The following is a 16,659-nucleotide window of genomic DNA, read 5'->3' as shown; positions in this document are numbered from 1 at the left end:
ACCGTGATGCGGTCGCGCCTGACGCTCCACTGTGCTAAAGTATCCCGAACGTTCAAACGACTACGAGGGGAACTAGAAGATGGCACGTGTGCACAACTTCTCAGCTGGCCCGGCCGCACTGCCCACAAGCGTGCTCGCCGAGATCGCCGACGAGATGATGGACTACCGCGGTTGCGGCATGTCCGTGCTCGAGATGAGCCATCGATCTAGCATGTACCAGCAGATCATCGACGACGCCGAGACAACCCTGCGCCGTCTGCTGAGCATCCCGGACAACTACCGCGTCCTGTTTTTGCAGGGCGGCGCCACGCTGCAGTTTGCGGGCATCCCCATGAACCTCATGCGCCGCGGCCGCGCCGGCTACGTCGTGACCGGCAACTTTGCCAACAAGGCGTACAAGGAGGCCGCCAAGTACGGCGAGGCCGTGCTCCTCGCGAGCTCCGAGGACACCAATTTCGACCGCATCCCCGACATGGCCGACATCAACGCGCGCATTGCCGCCGAGGCCGCGGGCGACGGGCTCGACTACGTCTACATCTGCCAGAACAACACCATCTTTGGCACCATGTACCGCGAGCTGCCCGCTTGCGGCGATGTGCCGCTGGTCGCCGATGTCTCGAGCTGCTTTCTGTCGCAGCCGCTCAATGTTGAGCGCTACGGGCTCATTTACGCCGGCGCGCAGAAAAACGCCGGTGCCGCGGGCGTGACCGTGGTCATCGTGCGCGACGACCTCATCGCAGATGGCCCCGCTTTTGCGCAGACGCCGCAGTACATGGACCTTAAGACCCAGGCCGCCAAGGGCTCTATGCTCAACACGCCCAACACCTTTGGCATCTACGTGTGCGGCAAGGTGTTCCGCTGGGTCGAGGAGACCGGCGGACTTGCCGCCATGGCCGAGCGCAACTGGGCCAAAGCCAACCTGCTCTACGACCTGCTCGAGCACAGCGTGCTGTTCCATGGCACCACGCAGGTCGACAGCCGCTCCATCGCCAACGTCACCTTCCGCACCGGCGACGCCGAGCTCGACGCGGCCTTTGTCGCTGGCGCGGCCGAGCACCAGATTCAAAATGTCAAGGGCCATCGCCTGGTGGGCGGCATGCGCGCCAGCGTCTACAACGCCGTAACTATGGAAGACGTGCAGGCACTGGCCTCGTACATGAAAGACTTCGAAGCGCAGCATAGTTTGAGTCCGCGATCTAACTAGCCCGCAACCCGCGGGCCGACCAGCCACCTCAGACCACCTTGTTTAGATCAAAACCTGCTAAGGAGTTTTTCCATGCGTAAGATTAAGACCATCGATGACATCACTAAAGACGGCAAAGTCGAGTTTGGCGAAGGCTACGAGTTTGTAAGCACCGCCGAGGAGGCCGACGCGATCCTGATGCGCTCGACCGACCTGCACGGCTACGAGCTGCCCGAGGGCATCCGCGCCATCGCCCGCTGCGGCGCCGGCGTCAACAACATCCCCGTCGAGGAGTACGCCAAGAAGGGCGTCGTCGTCTTTAACTCCCCCGGCGCCAACAGCAACGCCGTCAAGGAGCTCGTCCTGGGCATGCTGGTGCTCTCGAGCCGCGGCGTAGTACAGTCGATGAACTGGGTGCGCGACAACGCCGACGACCCCGAGATTCAGGTCGATGCCGAAAAGGCCAAGAAGGCCTTTGTGGGCCGAGAGCTTAAAGGCAAGCGCATCGGCGTCATCGGTCTGGGCAACGTAGGCTCCAAGGTCGCCAACGCCTGCGTCGACCTGGGCATGGATGTCTACGGCTACGACCCGTTCATTTCCGTTGAGCACGCGTGGGTGCTGAGCCGCGAGGTGCAGCGCGTGGGCACGCTCGAGGATCTCTGCCGCGGCTGCGACTACCTCACCGTGCACGTGCCCAGCAAGGCCGACACCATCGGCATGATCAGCACCGAGCAGATCAACCTGATGGCCCCGGACGCCGTGCTGATCAACTACGCACGCGAGACCATCATTGACGAGGACGCCGTCGACGCCGCCCTGCGCGAGGGCAAGCTGAACTGGTTTAGCTGCGACTTTGCCACGCCCAAGACCGTCAAGATGCCCAACACGTTTATCACCACGCACTCGGGCGCCGGCACCGGTGAGGCCGAGGCCAACTGCGCCGATATGGCCATCAGCGAGCTCAAGGATTACCTGGAGAACGGTAACATCGCCCACAGCGTCAACTACCCCGCTTGCAGCATGGGCAAGGCGCGCGCTGCAAGCCGCATTGCCTGCCTGCATGCCAACGTGCCCAACATGATCGGCCAGATCACGGCCATCCTGGCCAAGGACAACGCCAACGTGCAGCGTATGACCAACGAGTCTGCCGGCGAGAACGCCTACACCATGTTCGACACCGACGAGCACCTGGACAGCAGCACCATCGAGGCGCTCAAGCAGATTCCGTCGATGTATCGCGTGCGCGTGATCAAATAGCGCCGGCTGATCTGACGGGCAGTTCCCCATGTGGCCTGCCCGTCGCTGACATTGAATGCCCGCGGGGGCGCCTTTCGCACGAGAGGCGTCCCCGTTTTTGTGAGCCCTCCATTAAATGCACCGAGCCGCTTCTTGGCATACAATCTGTATGTTGACCTAACTATCTGTGAGGTGCCTATGGTTGATACAGATTTTGCTTGGCGGCTTACGCAAGGACTCATGCGGATCGACAGTTCCGACCCAGGTGCGTATGAGGACGAAATTGAGCGCTATATCAAAGCGTTGGTTGAGGAACGGGTGGCGCAGCTGAGCCATCCGGTGCTCCATGCCGTGCAAATTGCAGAGCTCGAAGTACTCCCCGGGCGCCGCAACCTCATGGTCACCGTGCCGGGCCAAAGCGACGAGCCGCGACTCGTCTATATCTGCCATATGGATACCGTAACCTTGGGCGATGGCTGGGACGCGGACACGCCGCCGCTCGGGGCGGTTGTGCGCAACAACAAACTCTATGGCCGCGGCGCCTGCGACATGAAGGGTGGACTGGCTTGCGCCATTGCCGCACTGGTCCATACGCTCGAGCGCGTGGTGGCGGATGGCGCGCTGCCCCGCCACGGCTTTTCGCTCATCTGCTCGGTCGACGAGGAAGATTTTATGCGCGGCTCAGAAGCCGCGATCGATGCTGACTGGGTCGGCTCGCGTGAATGGGTGCTGGACACCGAGCCCACCGACGGACAGATCCAGGTGGCGCACAAGGGGCGTACGTGGTTCGAGATTGAAATGGCTGGCGTGACGGCGCATGCGAGCCAGCCCTGGAAGGGCGCGGATGCCGTCGCCGCCATGGCCGAGGCCGTATGCTCGCTTCGCCGCGCGTTTGCGGCGCTGCCCGCGCACAGTGAGTTGGGACCCTCGACCATTACGTTTGGGCAGATCGAGGGCGGCTATCGTCCCTATGTGGTGCCAGACCATGCCAAGGTCTGGGTCGACATGCGCCTGACCCCGCCGACCGATACGGCCGCCGCGACGCGCATGGTAGAGCAGGCCATCGCCGTTGCCGAAGCCGCCGTTCCCGGTTGCCGCGGCACCTATACCGTGACGGGCGACCGCCCCGCCATCGAGCGTGACCCGAACTCTCCCCTTCTAGCAGCGCTCAAGCGTGCAGCCGATGACGTGACGGACGCGGACACGACCGTCGGCTTCTTTACCGGCTACACCGACACCGCCGTCATCGCCGGCAAGACAGGCAACCGCAATTGCATGAGCTACGGTCCCGGGTCGCTCGCGCTCGCGCACAAGCCCAACGAATATGTGCCCCACGCCGATATCGTTCGTTGTCAGCAGGTGCTAATCGCGCTCGCCGATAACGTGCTCTGGGACGCGAGCGGCCAAGTTGGGGCATAATAAGCCGCGAACAAACCGACTCGTGCGTTAGGACCGCCCATGAAAGCACTTCCGTTTCCCTGCATCCGCCCAGCTCAGGACCGCGTGCTCGAGGCGCTGCCTGCAATGGGCAGCATCCTGAGCGGCAACGATGCTCTGCGCGGATCCATTGCCGATGGTCTGATGCTCAAGGACCCGGGTGCGGCGTATTACGTGTACGAATGTTCGGGGGAGCCGGGGCGCGTGACGGGTGTTGTGGCGATTTGCCCGACGAGTGTACTTGCAGGCGACAAGGGCGATGCCAGCGCTGACGTGGCCGCCGCCGCGCGCGCGATCGCCGAGCTCAAGGTGCAGCCGCGCCCCGTGTCGCTCGCCTACGAGGCCTCGCCCGTCATGGATATCATCCTGGGCGCCGCCAAAGAGGGCGCGTCGCTCTACGCCGTCACCGACCCCGCGGGCATTACGCACCGCGCGTGGGAGGTCAAGCGCGAGGACGCCGTCGGAGCCATCCGCGCTATGCTCGACCAAGCACCGGAGCCGGCACTGGCCGACGACCCCGCCTACGCCGCCGCTCTGACCGGGGCGTCGCAGCTGCTGGCCGATGAGGCCCGTGCCGCCGGAACGTACACCGGCAAGGAGCCGTTCAACTTTACCGTTGCCGCGCTCTTCCCCGCCGCGCAGGTCAGCGGCGCCGCGCCGCAAGTTCCGACAGGTCTGCTCACGCACCAGGTCGCGCGGTTCTAGCAAGACCAGACCGCCCAGCACAAAAATCGGCAGCTCAACAAACAGGGGGGCGGAGATGCAGCAGGTACATGCATCTCCGCCCCTTTTGCGTCGAGAAGTATGCCGGCGACCCGTGCCGTCGCGCTCGCGTTATCCGCGCTGCGGACCCGCAGTAGCCACGAGCGGTTCAAGCCCCAGCTCGCGCGCGTAATCCTCCTGCGTAAAGACTTCGACCAGCTCAAACGTGTCGGATTCGTCGTCAAACGCAAAGTGTAGCACCGAGCAGTTGCCCGGAACGCGATCGCGTTCATCGGCCGCCGCGCCCTTGGTATGGTCCATGAACTCCTTGATGGCCGAGCCGTGGCTCACCGCGAGCACGCGCTCGTGGTCCGGGCGACGCATAAGATCGGTCAACGTCGCCACCATGCGCTCTCGCACCTGCATCTGTCCCTCGCCGCCAAACTGGCGGTAGAAGTCGCGCCATGGGCGCTCGGGCATGAGCACCACGCGCTCAGCCTCAAAATCGCCAAAGAACCACTCGCGCAGACCGTCTAGGCGCTCGTAGGTAAGACCCGGCCACAGGTTGGCGATGGTCTGCTCGGTGCGGTGCAGCGTCGAGGTGTAGGCGTGGTCGGGCTCAATGCCGTGCGCACGCAAAAACATGCCGGCGCGCGCCGCCTGGTCGCAGCCCAACTGCGTAAGCGGCGAGTCACTCCACCCCTGAATGATACGCTTAAGGTTGAATATCGTCTGTCCATGACGGACCAGATACAGATCTTTATTCATAGGGGTCCTTTCGTTCGTTACCAACCCAAGAGCGAAAACGCCCCGTCGCAATAGCCAAAATGAAGCACGGCACCGTTGTCGGGCAGCTCTCCCTCGCCAGTCACATACTCAAGAAACTCCTGGCAGGCTGAGCCGTGGGAAACCGCCAGCACGCAGTCGTGCTGCGGCCTGGCCATGATGCGGGACAGCGCCGCGACCATGCGCGACTGAAGCTGCACTTCCGACTCGCCACCAAAGGCAACCGGATAATCACCCCAGGGCTGCGGCGGCATCTCGCGATTTGATGTGCCCTCCAGCGAGCCAAAATGCCACTCACGCAGGTCATCGACCAGCTCAATGGAACGGCCCTCGCCAACGATAAGCTCGGCCGTATGCCGCGCCCGGCCCAACGGCGAGGAATACACATGATCAAAGGCCACGCCACGCGCCGCAAACGCCGCGCGCGTCGCCAGCGCCTGCTGACGCCCGCGCGCCGTAAGCGGCGAATCGTGCCAGCCCTGCAAAATGCTCTGCACATTGAGCTCAGTCTGCCCATGCCGCACCAAATACAGATCGGCCACATGTCCTCCTCTCGTACCACCACAAAGGGGACAGGCACCTTTGTGGTGGTTCACCGCCGGATCACACCACGGCGACGCTCAGCTACACCAGTACGTCGGCAAGCGGGCGCTTGGGTACGTGGTGCACCTGTGCCTCGTCGCGCCAGTAATTAATTGAACCGTCGGGGTTGGAATCGATCGCATCGATCACCTGCGTCTCGGCCGGAACGCCAAACGCCATGATCAGCTTGAGCTCATACTTGTCGTTATCGAGCTCCATGGCATCGATCGCGTGGGGCGTAAAGGCTTTGAACATGCAGGCTGCCACCTCGGGCGTGGCGCTGCGAGCGGCGAGCATCATCGTCTGCGCGGCAATGCCCGTGTCGGCCTCGGTAATGGGAGCGGCGGGCTTACCCGGAACGGCGCGCTCGGCCAAAATCGCGATGTAGCCGGTCGGGCGCTCACCCTCGGCAGGACCCGGCCAATCCTTAAGCGCACCGGCCCACGCGAGCTCATCAAATACGCGCGCGCAATCCTCGGCACCGCTCACCACATGAAAACGAAGACGCTGAGCATTGGCACCACAGGGAGTCAGGTGCGCCAGCTCCGCCAGCTCAAGCAAAAGCTCACGCGGCACGCGCATGGACTCGTCAAAGCGACGGCACGTACGGGCGCGGCGAACCAACGCATCAAACGCGTTCAAGCCGAGCTTTTCGCAACCCTGCTTTGCCATCGACTCGGCGCTTACCGGCGCCGTGGGAACTGCTTCGTTCATAGGGACCCCCAATACAAGTCAATTGTCCTTAGGAGAATCTAACCTAAAACGTAGGCAATTACATACAGCGGCGCAATGTTCTACAGCTGTTGAATATCCCACATCCAAACGGGAACAAAAGTAACAATTCGGGAATGTGGGGCGGCAATTCGTCCTTCCCGCCCCATGCATCGGCACCCTTGGGCGATACTTGTTGCAGCACTTTTGGCGTACGCCGCACGGAGAGCAACGAACGCGACGTACACCACACGGAAAGGAGACATTATGGGCATCTTTAAGAACGATGACCAAAAATCGAGCCAGTTTGGATTTGACGAGAAAAGCATGGCGGGCAAAGCCGTCAAGGCCGTGCGATGGATCTACGCCATCACGGGCGTCGTGGCGCTCATTGCTGGTATCGCGCTGCTTTTTGCACCCGCCAAGTCCCTCATCTTTTTGACGACTGTCCTGGGTTTTTACTTTGTAATCACTGCTGCCATCAGGCTGTTCACTGCCATTTTTGAGCCGCTGCTGCCCACCGGCTGGCGCGTGACGAGCATCATCTCCAACCTACTCATTATCTTGGGCGGCGTCATAATCCTGCGCAACCAGGCCTTCTCGACCGCGACGCTCACCACGATGGTGGTTATCGTGGCCGGCTTTGGCTGGATCGTCGAAGGTGTCATGTCCATTCTGGAGTCCGAGCTTTCGTCCAACCGTGCCCTCGCCATCCTGAGCGGCGCGCTCTCCATCATCGCCGGCATGTTCGTGTTTATCTATCCGCTGTGGTCGGCCAAGATGCTCGTCATCTTTAGCGGCGCCGCACTGCTGGTGTTTGGCGTAACGCTGATTGTTCGCGCTATTCAATTTGGCAAACTGGTGCACTAGATGCCGCGAACGCTCTTTATTGATGCCGACGCCTGCCCGGTCACGCGCGAGTCGATTGACTGCGCGCGGCGGACGGGTGTCGCCGTTGTTATCGCCGGCAACAGCACGCAAAACCTGGAACGGCACATTCGCCGCGACGATCCGCGCGACGCCGAGCATGCGCGACGCGGATTTTGGGTCACGACGCTCGATGTGAGCGTGGGCGCCGACAGCGCCGACTTTGCCATTGTCGAACGCCTGCAGGCGGGCGACGTGGTCGTGACGCAGGACATTGGCTTGGCGAGCATGGTGCTCGGGCGCGATGCCGCCGCCATCGGCGTGCGCGGGCGCGTCTACGATAAGGCGACCATCGACATGCAACTGTTTATTCGCCACGAGGAAAAGAAGGTACGCCGCGCCGGCGGACGCACTCGCGGACCGGCGGCATTTACCAGCGAAGACCGCGCCCGCTTTAAACGCAACCTCACCGAGCTGTTACGCTAAACAAGGTAGATTTTTGGGATATACCTAAAAATCTACCTTTTTGTTTTGGCAGCGGAAATGCCCTGGTCACAGGGGTAGATCGTAAGACATGTCCCAATAATCTACTTAAAGGCCAACGGCGGAGAGGATGAGGCCCCAGCCAGCACCGATGACGTACATCATGATCAGGAACAGGACGTTTTCGCGGGCGCTGCGGTTGGTGCGGAACAGCACCAGGTAGCCCACACCGGCAGAGATGAGCGTGCCGGCGAGCATCGGGGCCAGCTGCAGCGCGCCTTCCAGGTACAGTTGCGTGATGACGACGCTGGCCGAGCAGTTGGGGATCAGGCCGACGAGTGCCGAGCCCAGGACCGCAAGCGTCTCGTTGCCGCGCAGGAACTGCTCGATTGCGGACTCGCCGAAGGTCTCGAGCACGGCGACCAGAATCAGCGTCACCAGAAAAATGAATACCGAGACCTGCACGGTGTGCGAGATCGCGCTGCGGATGATCGACAGGACAGGCGTCCCTTCGTGGGAGTGGGAGTGACCGTGGCCATGGCCGTGGTGGTGCTCATGTTCGCCCGTGTGACCGTGGTCATGGCTGTGTCCGTGGTCGCGCTCGTGTTCATCTTCATCATCATTGCAACCGCAATGGTCGCGCTCGCACAACTCGTGGATGTGGTCGGCGCTCACGCCCGCCTCGGCCACCTCGTCGATGATGTCACCGCCAGTGTGGTCGTCGTGCGCGCAGTTCACGTGGGCCGGGTTGGCCGCGGTTCCCAGCACGGTACGGCGAATCGCCGCATGCGCGCGAGCGTTACGACGCAGGCCGCGAATGGCGGTATCTACGATAAAGCCCGTGACCAGTGCGATCAGCGCTTTCGAAGCCAAAAGCATCGCCATAGTCTGCACGGGAACCTGCTCGGCAAGTAGCAGCGGCAGCATCTCGTCGGAGGTCGAGAGAAACACCGCCACCAAGGTGCCCAGCGTCACGACGCGACCGGCGTACAGCGTTGCCGCCATGGCCGAAAAGCCGCACTGCGGCACCATGCCCAGCAACGAGCCAACCACGGGACCCGCGGCGCCGGCGCGCTTGATGGCCCCGTTAACGCGGTCGCCCGCGACGTGCTCCAAGGTCTCGAGGGCCAGATACGTCACCAACAAAAACGGCACCAGCGACAGCGTGTCCTTGCCGGCGTCGAGCAGAATATCAATCAGCAAATCCATGACGGATGGAACCTTTCGTGTCTTTCGGCAGCATTGTAAAAGTCCTAGCGGTCAACTAGGGTATTGTAGTTGTCCTAGGCGCGATGCCAATAGTTGCCCATGGTAAACTATCATCTCGCCACATCTTAATGACCCTGAGCCGCACGACGCGGCCCATCCAAGGAGCAGTTATATGAACGTTTCACAAGCACTCGAATACGAGCGCCAGCCGTTTATTCCCATGTTTATCTATGGCGATCACGGCGCCATGGAGTCCGAGCGCCAGAAGGGCGAGGAGGCCCTCAAGGTGCTCGAAACCGAGTACTTTACCGCCGAGGGCGACCCCAGCTTCGACTTTGCCACCGTGCGCGACCTGGCTGACCGCAACCGCGACCTGTGCGACCAGATTGGCGAGGCGCGCCTGCGCAACGTAACGCCCGCGACGCTTTCGCGCGGCCTGTCCGATGCCGACACCTGCGCCGCCATCGGTAAGATGCAAAAGCGCACCGCCGCGTCGGTCATGCGCGAGATCCGCGGCGACCGCGACGCGCTCGGCGTGGCCTACGCCCGCAAGCCCATCCAGGGCACCGTGCTCGGTATCGACATCGAGACCACCGGCCGTGCACCCGAGCGCGGTTATATCATCAATGTGGGTTGGGAAATCATGGAGCTCACCAGCGACGCCGTCCCGCACGACGCCGAGGCGCACTACTGTGGCCTGCCCGACATCTACCGCGGCGAGGACGTACCGCTGTCGAATATCCACCACATCACCTGGGACGACATCGATGGCAAAAAGCCGTTCCGCGAGAACAAGGAGCTGCAGAAGCAGTTACTCAAGCTCATGAAGAAGTATCCCTATATGGCGCACAATGCCGCCTTCGAGGACAGCTGGTTCAAAATCCACCTGGACGGTTACGCCGAGGCACGCCGCGCAGGCAAGATCATCGTCATCGACTCGCGCCAGATCTGCCGCAGCCTGGACGCCGACGTACGCTCGCTCCCCCGCGAGTCCGCGCCCGCCGCGCTCGAGAACTGGGCCCGCCGACGCGGCACCCTCGCTGCCGACGCCAACGAGCAGCACCTAGGCCTGGACGACACCGACCTCATGCTCCGCACGGTCCAAGCCGAGTTCAACCTCAAGAACCTGTTTGCCAAGTAGAAACGTCTACGACAAACACGGCGTAGATCACGAGCGGCCTCGAAGCGGGAAACCTCGCGGCGGGGCCGCCCTACGTTCCATAAGCAGGCCCGCCATCACAAATTTTGAACGCTCATTCTGAACGATTTCAGCCTTTTCTCAACACGTGATTTGTTTTCGGATATCGATGAATTAATATCGAATGTGCAGCAATTGAGTATTTCTATGCTATAGCCGAGCAGCGAAAACATTGATTTAAGGTGAACGGGCCCATAATCGCGTCAAGCTTTTGGACAGCATTTGGTTAGACCCCAAAAACGGCTTTCCCACTCAGCACCATCGACACGGTATTTTCTGACACGATACTTACCATGAGTATCGTATTGTCACATAACACGGCAAAAGCGGTCTACCAGGCCGCCCGCTCAATGTCTGCAAAAGGCATCGGGTCCTGTAGCCCTGCCGCGATTTACGGATCATGTCCCACCGGAACGCTCCTCGATACGGCCGCAGAATGGCTTACAAAACATGATGTTGCCCTCGACGCAAATGAATCCCTCGAGGTCATGGTGTTTGATCGCAGGAACGCGCGCTACGCGACGGACTGTCGATGCCATGTTTCGTCAAAGCGATTCTCATGCTCGCGTTTTATAGAGCTAGAAGATGACATCTACATTGTTGGCGTTGAGCTTTGCGCACTTCAGGCCGCCACCTATCTCCCTTTTCGCGAACTGGTGGAGTACTACTTTGAATTGTGCAGCGCTTACTCCCTTGGAACCGGCTCTTCCACCTCTTATAACGAGCGTTTCGCGCTCACCTCGACCGAGAGGCTAAAACAGTTCTTTAATTCCATTACCAGATGCGACGGTCTGGCCCTTGCCCGAAAGGCGATCCAATGTGTGCGCGACGGATGCCGGTCTCCTATGGAAACAGCCTTTGTCATGATGCTAACGCTGCCCAAAAGCGAAGGAGGGCTTGGTATTAAGGGAATTGAGACCGATTACGAGGTGCAGGTCACCGCTGCCGCAAAGAATCTCACGAGACGCAAAAAGTTCTTTATGGATGCATATCTAAAGAAATCTCGCACAGACATTGAATACAACGGTTTTTATCATGACGCGGAAGAAGACCGCGCCATCGATGAGGAGCGCAAGAATGCACTTGCGTCCATGGGGTACGGAATCATCACCGTCAGTCGTTATTCCTTTATGCATGCCAGCTCTTTCGTTAGGGTCATGGAAGCAATCCAGCGGAAAGAGGGCGTACGCCCCTCGCGTCTGCCAAAAGACTTTCAAATCATGCAAGAGGACCTGAGACAGTTTGTGCTCAGAAGGTTTATAGAAGAGAAAAAGCGAATTCAGAAGCAGCTTCGCCAGGATTCCGAAGATCGTCAACGAATCGACCTCGAAAAAGCAACGCTCGAAGGCATCACGCTGGATGACCCGACAATTAATGAAGTTCCGGCAATCGATGACATGCAGACAGTCGAATCCGACAGCCCATCATTTGCCCAAACAAGCAGCCTCGCGCCCGAGGGCAGGATCTTCGGGGCCGGGAGCTAGACCGGCTAACAAGGTGGGCACCTTAGCGACGTGCAAAATTGCGAGTATTCAGCAGAGCCGGGTGTCTATCACCCTCGAGTGGATCCAAATGTGAAGCGAAATCACTCTTGCGTGAGAGCGTTAGGCAACATTTGAGGAAGAACTCATCGGATTAACACCCTAAGATAACTCTTTAGCTGCATTATTTGGCCTGCGATAAATTAACGGACCCCCTATCGTTGCAGAATACTCCAATTTTTGCACGGCTCAAGGGCACCCACCCCGGCATCGGCTATCAAAACCGCTCAGTCCGGGATCTCGTCCACTATTCCCCATCATTTTGTGCAACGAATTACCTGAACGTCATTGACATATGAACATACACTCATATAATCGGAAGCAAGTTATATGAGCGCATGTTCATATGAAAGGATATTGCAATGAGCATTCGCGTTGATGAAACGAAACCCGACATCGAGGCCACCGAACCCGCGATCCCCACCACCTGCTCGCCCGAGGACCTTCCCGACGAGGAACTTCTCTACGACCTCGCCGACCTGTTCAAGGTCTTCAGCGACACCACGCGTATCAAGATCCTTTACGCCCTCATGGGCCGCGAGCTCTGCGTGGCAGACATCGCCGAAGCGACCGAAACCTCGCAGTCGGCAGTATCGCACCAGCTGCGCACACTCAAGCAGTCGCACCTGGTTAAATTCCGGCGCGACGGGCGCAATATCCTCTACTCGCTCGCCGACGACCACGTCTACACCATGCTCAACCAGGGCATGAGCCACATCTGCGAATAGCAGCCAACCACGGTACCAGCGCGGCCTGCACCCAAGCCGCAAATACGGGGAAAGGAATCCACCATGAAAAAGCAGTTCAAGCTCGACGAGATCGACTGCGCCAACTGCGCGCGTAAGCTTCAGGACGAGCTGGCCAAGCTCGATGGCGTCAAGTCCGTTTCGGTCAACTTTATGACCCAGAAGCTGACGCTCGAGGCCGATGATGCTGAGTTCGACGAGGTGCTCAACCGCGTTGTTGAGTTTACGGCCGACGCCGAGCCGGACTGCGAGATCATTCTCTAGCCCAGGTTTACGCCAACCTGCAAGGCCGCGCTTGCCGCGGCCTTTGCTCGCGAAATTATATGAGCGAGTGTTCATTCATTCAAATGGGAGGATACGAGTCATGGCCACCGCCGACCCCAAAAAGAAAAAGAAGAAGCGCAAAAAAAAAGAATCACTCGAGCATAAGCGCAACCGCATCCTGGTAGCGCTGGGCATTTTTGTCGTGGTGTACGCCCTCGATGAGTTCGGCACCCTTACCGCCGCATTCGGCACCCCGGGCGACATCTACGCCAGCTTTGTGCTGTTCCTCGTGCCGTTTTTGATTGCCGGCTACGACGTACTGCAAAAGGCATTCAATAACATCCGCCGCGGCAAGGCCTTCGACGAGAGCTTCCTCATGGCCGTCGCGACCATCGGCGCGTTTGCCATGGTGCTCTTCCCCGATACCGACCCGCACATGGCCGAAGGCGCCGCCGTCATGCTGTTCTACCAGGTCGGCGAGCTGTTTCAGGCGTACGCCGTGGGCAAGAGCCGCAAGTCAATCAGTGCCATGATGGACATCGCGCCCGACTACGCTAACGTCGAGCAGCCCGACGGCACACTCGAGCAGGTCTTCCCCGATGACATCGCCGTCGGCACCGTGATCGTGGTCAAGCCCGGTGAGCGCGTGCCTATCGACGGCGTCATCGTCGAGGGCGAAACCCAGCTCGACACCGCCGCTCTCACGGGCGAGTCGGTCCCCCGCCCGGCCAAAACTGGAGACGATATCATCAGCGGCTGCATCAACATGACGGGTCTCCTCCACGTGCGCACCACCAAGCCCTTTGGCGAGTCCACCGTCGCGCGCGTCCTGGAGCTCGTAGAAAACGCTAGTGAGAAGAAGGCACGCACCGAGAACTTCATCACGCGCTTCGCCCGCGTCTACACGCCCGCTGTCACCGGCGCGGCCGCGGTACTCGCGCTCGGCGGTGGCTTGGTCACCGGCGCCTGGTCCGACTGGATCCTGCGCGGCCTGACCTTCCTCGTCGTCAGTTGCCCATGCGCGCTCGTGATCAGCGTGCCGCTCAGCTTTTTTGGCGGCATCGGTGGCGCATCCAAGCTGGGCGTCCTCATCAAGGGCTCTAACTACCTCGAGACGCTCGCGGATGTGGACACCGTCGTCTTTGACAAGACCGGCACGCTCACCAACGGCACGTTTTCGGTCGTGGCGGTACACCCCGAGGCAGGCTATACCGAGCAGTCGCTGCTCGAAGTCGCGGCCCTTGCCGAGTCGTTCTCCGATCACCCCATCGCGCAGTCCGTGCGTGTCGCCTACCAGGGCGAGGTCGACCCCAAGCGCGTTAGCAACTCCGCCAACGACGCGGGCCACGGCGTGACGGCAACCATCGACGGCAAGCACGTCGTCGTTGGCAACGCAAAGATGCTCGCCGCGGCCGGAGTCGAAGCGCCCGATTGCGAGGTCGTCGGCACCATCCTCCATGTGCTAGTCGATGGCATCTATGCCGGCCACATTGTAATTGCCGACACCATAAAGGCCGATGCCGAGCAGACGATTCGCGACCTGCACGCCGCCGGTGTCAAGCGCACCGTCATGCTCACGGGCGACCGCGAGGAGGTTGCGGCGTCTGTGGCCAAGCAACTCAGTCTCGACGAGTTCCACGCGCAGCTGCTGCCGGGCGATAAGGTCGAGCGCGTCGAGGCGCTGCTTGCAACCGAGAGTGGCAAGGGCAAGCTCGCCTTTGTGGGCGACGGCATCAACGATGCGCCCGTGCTTACGCGCGCCGATGTGGGCATTGCCATGGGCGCTATGGGTTCTGACGCTGCGATCGAGGCCGCCGATGTCGTGCTCATGGACGACAAGCCGTCCAACATTTCCCGCGCGATCCGCGTGGCGCGCAAGACCATGTCGATTGTTTGGCAGAACATCATCTTTGCGCTGGGCATTAAGTTGCTGATTCTGGTGCTTGCGGCACTGGGCATCGCCAACATGTGGCTTGCCGTGTTCGGCGATGTGGGTGTGGCGATCATCGCCATCCTGAACGCCATGCGCGCGATGGGTGTCAAGAACCTGTAGCGTCCGTAGTCCCTCCGGCCGGGGCCGGGCTTGGTTTTGAAAACGTCCTCGACCAATGAAGTGCCCCCGTTCTGCTCCTTCGGAGCTACGAACGGGGGCACTTCTGGTCTGCGGAATGTTTTCAAAACCAAGCCCGGCCCCGGCCTGCGGTGACGTTGCTGGTGGTTCTTGGGCATCGCTTGCTGGCGGGGTTCCTTGTCTGAGTTGGACTTAGTTGGTAGGGCTACTGGTCCCGGTCGCTGTCCCGCGCCTTTGGCGCGGGAGGCGCGCCGCTGCGGGAACGCTAGTCGGTCGTTGTTGGCGCCGAAGCACCATCCCTCCCCAGCATCGACCTTAGCTTCTCAAAGCTCTCCTCGCTCAGGCAATGCTCCATGTGGCAGCCCTCTTGCGAGGCAACCTCAGGCGCTACGCCTGCGTCCTCGAGCAGCCCTACAAAAAAGCAATGGCGCTCCCACATTTGGCGGGCAACCTCAAGACCGCGTTCCGTCAGATGCACATCGCGTTTGCCCATCTCCACGTAGCCGTTGCTCTCCAAGGCCGCCATGGCTTTAGAGACGCTTGCCTTGGTTACGCCCAGGTATTCGGCAACGTCAATCGACCGAACGATGCCCTGGCGCTCCGAGAGCACATAGATCGATTCGAGATAGTCTTCTCCGGATTCACGTAGGGCCATGGGCCGCCTTTCGCGATGGCTTCTAGTTAGCCTTTGGATACTTTTGCCTGATTTACTTTACCGCAAAAGTTGCCCATGTCTTACTACGTTGTTTAAAAAGTTAACCGTGTTTCACAAAATGTACGGGTCAGGCAAGGCGACACGATACACAACGCGCAAGGAGTGTCCCCAGCCGCCGGCAGAAAAGGAACGTCCCTAAGTGCCGAGCCGCAGCTATAACAGTCCAAAGTGCTTCGCGGCGTTGTAGATCCCGTCGTCGTCCACGGCGGTCGTCACATAGGTCGCCGCAGCTTTCACCGTGCCCTGTGCGTTACCCATGGCTACGCTCGTGCCCACGGCGGAAAACATCGATAGGTCGTTCTCGCCGTCGCCAAAGGCGATCGCCTCGCTCGCGTCGATATCCAGGCGCTCCAGCGTCGCCGCCACACCCAGGTCCTTGCCGCCGTTAGCGGGAATAATGTCGCAGAACAGGTCGCACCAGCGCGTGGTGAGCGAATGCGACACGGCATCGGTCACGACATGCTCGTCGGCCGGGTCCACAAAGGCGCAGAACTGGTAGACCGGTGCGTCAAAGGCGTGCTCAAACGGCTCCTCGTGGTAGACGATTCCCGCGTTGCTGCCAGCCGTCACCACGCGCTCGGACAGGCGGTTCACAAACGAGTTCTCGCCCTGCATGCACAGCGAGTCGTAGCGCCCCTGCGCCACCTGGTCCACGATCACCGCAACGTCGTCCGGATCGATCGGACAGCTGCGGTAAACCCCCTCGGCATCAAAGCAGTGCTGACCCGAGAGCGTAATGTACGCATCCCAACCCAGGTCGAACAGCCAGTCCGGTATCTGGTAGGTCGGGCGACCCGTGGCAATTACGCACGCAATCCCCTGCTCGCGAAAGCTGTCGAGCACCTGCTGCGCCGACGCCGGAATCCGGTGGGTCTTAAAGCTCAGCAGCGTGCCGTCGATATCGAAAAACGCGGCTTTGATCATCCTC

Annotated in this window: 17 protein-coding genes; 11 read left to right on the top strand and 6 right to left on the bottom strand. The window is 60.6% G+C overall.

All coding sequences use genetic code 11. The features are described 5' to 3' along the window. Positions 1-79: 79 nt before the first annotated feature. From serC to GPK39_RS03830, 4 genes are all read left to right on the top strand, one after another. On the top strand, positions 80-1,204 hold the full coding sequence (serC, locus tag GPK39_RS03845; protein WP_215673924.1) for a 3-phosphoserine/phosphohydroxythreonine transaminase: 1,125 nt from the start codon (positions 80-82) through the stop codon (positions 1,202-1,204). A gap of 72 nt (positions 1,205-1,276) precedes the next feature. Next, positions 1,277-2,440 (top strand): phosphoglycerate dehydrogenase, encoded by a 1,164-nt coding sequence (locus tag GPK39_RS03840; RefSeq protein ID WP_215673923.1) that lies wholly within the window; start codon positions 1,277-1,279, stop codon positions 2,438-2,440. A 219-nt stretch (positions 2,441-2,659) separates the two neighbouring features. Next, positions 2,660-3,838, top strand: coding sequence for a M20 family metallopeptidase (locus tag GPK39_RS03835; protein WP_252204652.1), 1,179 nt, complete (start codon positions 2,660-2,662; stop codon positions 3,836-3,838). 39 nt (positions 3,839-3,877) lie between these two features. After that, the gene (locus tag GPK39_RS03830; protein WP_215673919.1) at positions 3,878-4,561 is read left to right on the top strand and encodes a DUF1015 family protein; all 684 of its coding nucleotides are present in this window, start codon (positions 3,878-3,880) and stop codon (positions 4,559-4,561) included. Positions 4,562-4,690: 129 nt separating this feature from the next. Here GPK39_RS03830 and GPK39_RS03825 read toward each other — a convergent pair whose 3' ends face one another. From GPK39_RS03825 to GPK39_RS03815, 3 genes are all read right to left on the bottom strand, one after another. Then, complete coding sequence (locus GPK39_RS03825) at positions 4,691-5,326, bottom strand: histidine phosphatase family protein (protein ID WP_215673917.1); 636 nt, start codon at positions 5,324-5,326, stop codon at positions 4,691-4,693. A gap of 17 nt (positions 5,327-5,343) precedes the next feature. Continuing rightward, positions 5,344-5,886: a histidine phosphatase family protein gene (locus tag GPK39_RS03820; protein ID WP_215673915.1), complete on the bottom strand. Its 543-nt coding sequence runs from the start codon at positions 5,884-5,886 to the stop codon at positions 5,344-5,346. An 82-nt stretch (positions 5,887-5,968) separates the two neighbouring features. After that, positions 5,969-6,640 carry a nitroreductase family protein gene (locus tag GPK39_RS03815; protein WP_215673913.1) on the bottom strand — a complete coding sequence of 224 codons (672 nt, stop codon included), beginning with the start codon at positions 6,638-6,640 and terminating at the stop codon, positions 5,969-5,971. 264 nt (positions 6,641-6,904) lie between these two features. Between GPK39_RS03815 and GPK39_RS03810 the strand changes: the two genes are divergently transcribed. Both GPK39_RS03810 and GPK39_RS03805 read left to right on the top strand, forming a co-directional pair. Beyond that, entirely contained in the window at positions 6,905-7,507 is a 603-nt protein-coding gene (locus GPK39_RS03810; protein WP_215673911.1) for an HdeD family acid-resistance protein, read from the top strand. Next, a complete protein-coding gene (locus GPK39_RS03805) occupies positions 7,508-7,990 on the top strand; it encodes a YaiI/YqxD family protein (RefSeq protein ID WP_215673909.1) in 483 nt (160 codons plus the stop codon). It begins immediately after the preceding gene. Between the two features lie 105 nt (positions 7,991-8,095). Here the strand turns inward: GPK39_RS03805 and GPK39_RS03800 are convergent, their stop codons facing one another. Next, positions 8,096-9,196: a putative manganese transporter gene (locus GPK39_RS03800; protein ID WP_215673907.1), complete on the bottom strand. Its 1,101-nt coding sequence runs from the start codon at positions 9,194-9,196 to the stop codon at positions 8,096-8,098. 172 nt (positions 9,197-9,368) lie between these two features. Here GPK39_RS03800 and GPK39_RS03795 point away from each other — a divergent pair, with 172 nt between their 5' ends. The 5 genes from GPK39_RS03795 to GPK39_RS03775 all read left to right on the top strand — a co-directional run bounded on the left by GPK39_RS03795 (position 9,369) and on the right by GPK39_RS03775 (position 14,998). Beyond that, positions 9,369-10,337, top strand: coding sequence for a 3'-5' exonuclease (locus GPK39_RS03795; protein ID WP_006235437.1), 969 nt, complete (start codon positions 9,369-9,371; stop codon positions 10,335-10,337). Positions 10,338-10,687: 350 nt separating this feature from the next. Next, entirely contained in the window at positions 10,688-11,878 is a 1,191-nt protein-coding gene (locus GPK39_RS03790; protein ID WP_215673905.1) for a hypothetical protein, read from the top strand. Positions 11,879-12,297: 419 nt separating this feature from the next. Next, entirely contained in the window at positions 12,298-12,663 is a 366-nt protein-coding gene (locus GPK39_RS03785; protein ID WP_055285819.1) for an ArsR/SmtB family transcription factor, read from the top strand. Between the two features lie 63 nt (positions 12,664-12,726). Further along, positions 12,727-12,945, top strand: coding sequence for a cation transporter (locus tag GPK39_RS03780; RefSeq protein ID WP_215673904.1), 219 nt, complete (start codon positions 12,727-12,729; stop codon positions 12,943-12,945). A 100-nt stretch (positions 12,946-13,045) separates the two neighbouring features. Then, entirely contained in the window at positions 13,046-14,998 is a 1,953-nt protein-coding gene (locus tag GPK39_RS03775) for a heavy metal translocating P-type ATPase (RefSeq protein WP_215673902.1), read from the top strand. Between the two features lie 283 nt (positions 14,999-15,281). Here GPK39_RS03775 and GPK39_RS03770 read toward each other — a convergent pair whose 3' ends face one another. Both GPK39_RS03770 and GPK39_RS03765 read right to left on the bottom strand, forming a co-directional pair. Beyond that, complete coding sequence (locus tag GPK39_RS03770; RefSeq protein ID WP_215673900.1) at positions 15,282-15,671, bottom strand: metal-dependent transcriptional regulator; 390 nt, start codon at positions 15,669-15,671, stop codon at positions 15,282-15,284. Between the two features lie 213 nt (positions 15,672-15,884). After that, on the bottom strand, positions 15,885-16,655 hold the full coding sequence (locus tag GPK39_RS03765) for a Cof-type HAD-IIB family hydrolase (protein ID WP_215673898.1): 771 nt from the start codon (positions 16,653-16,655) through the stop codon (positions 15,885-15,887). Positions 16,656-16,659: the final 4 nt, after the last annotated feature.

Origin of the sequence: Collinsella aerofaciens (assembly GCF_018785245.1) — a bacterium.
Lineage (GTDB): Bacteria > Actinomycetota > Coriobacteriia > Coriobacteriales > Coriobacteriaceae > Collinsella > Collinsella aerofaciens_AD.
This window is presented reverse-complemented; position numbering and strand designations above follow the sequence as displayed.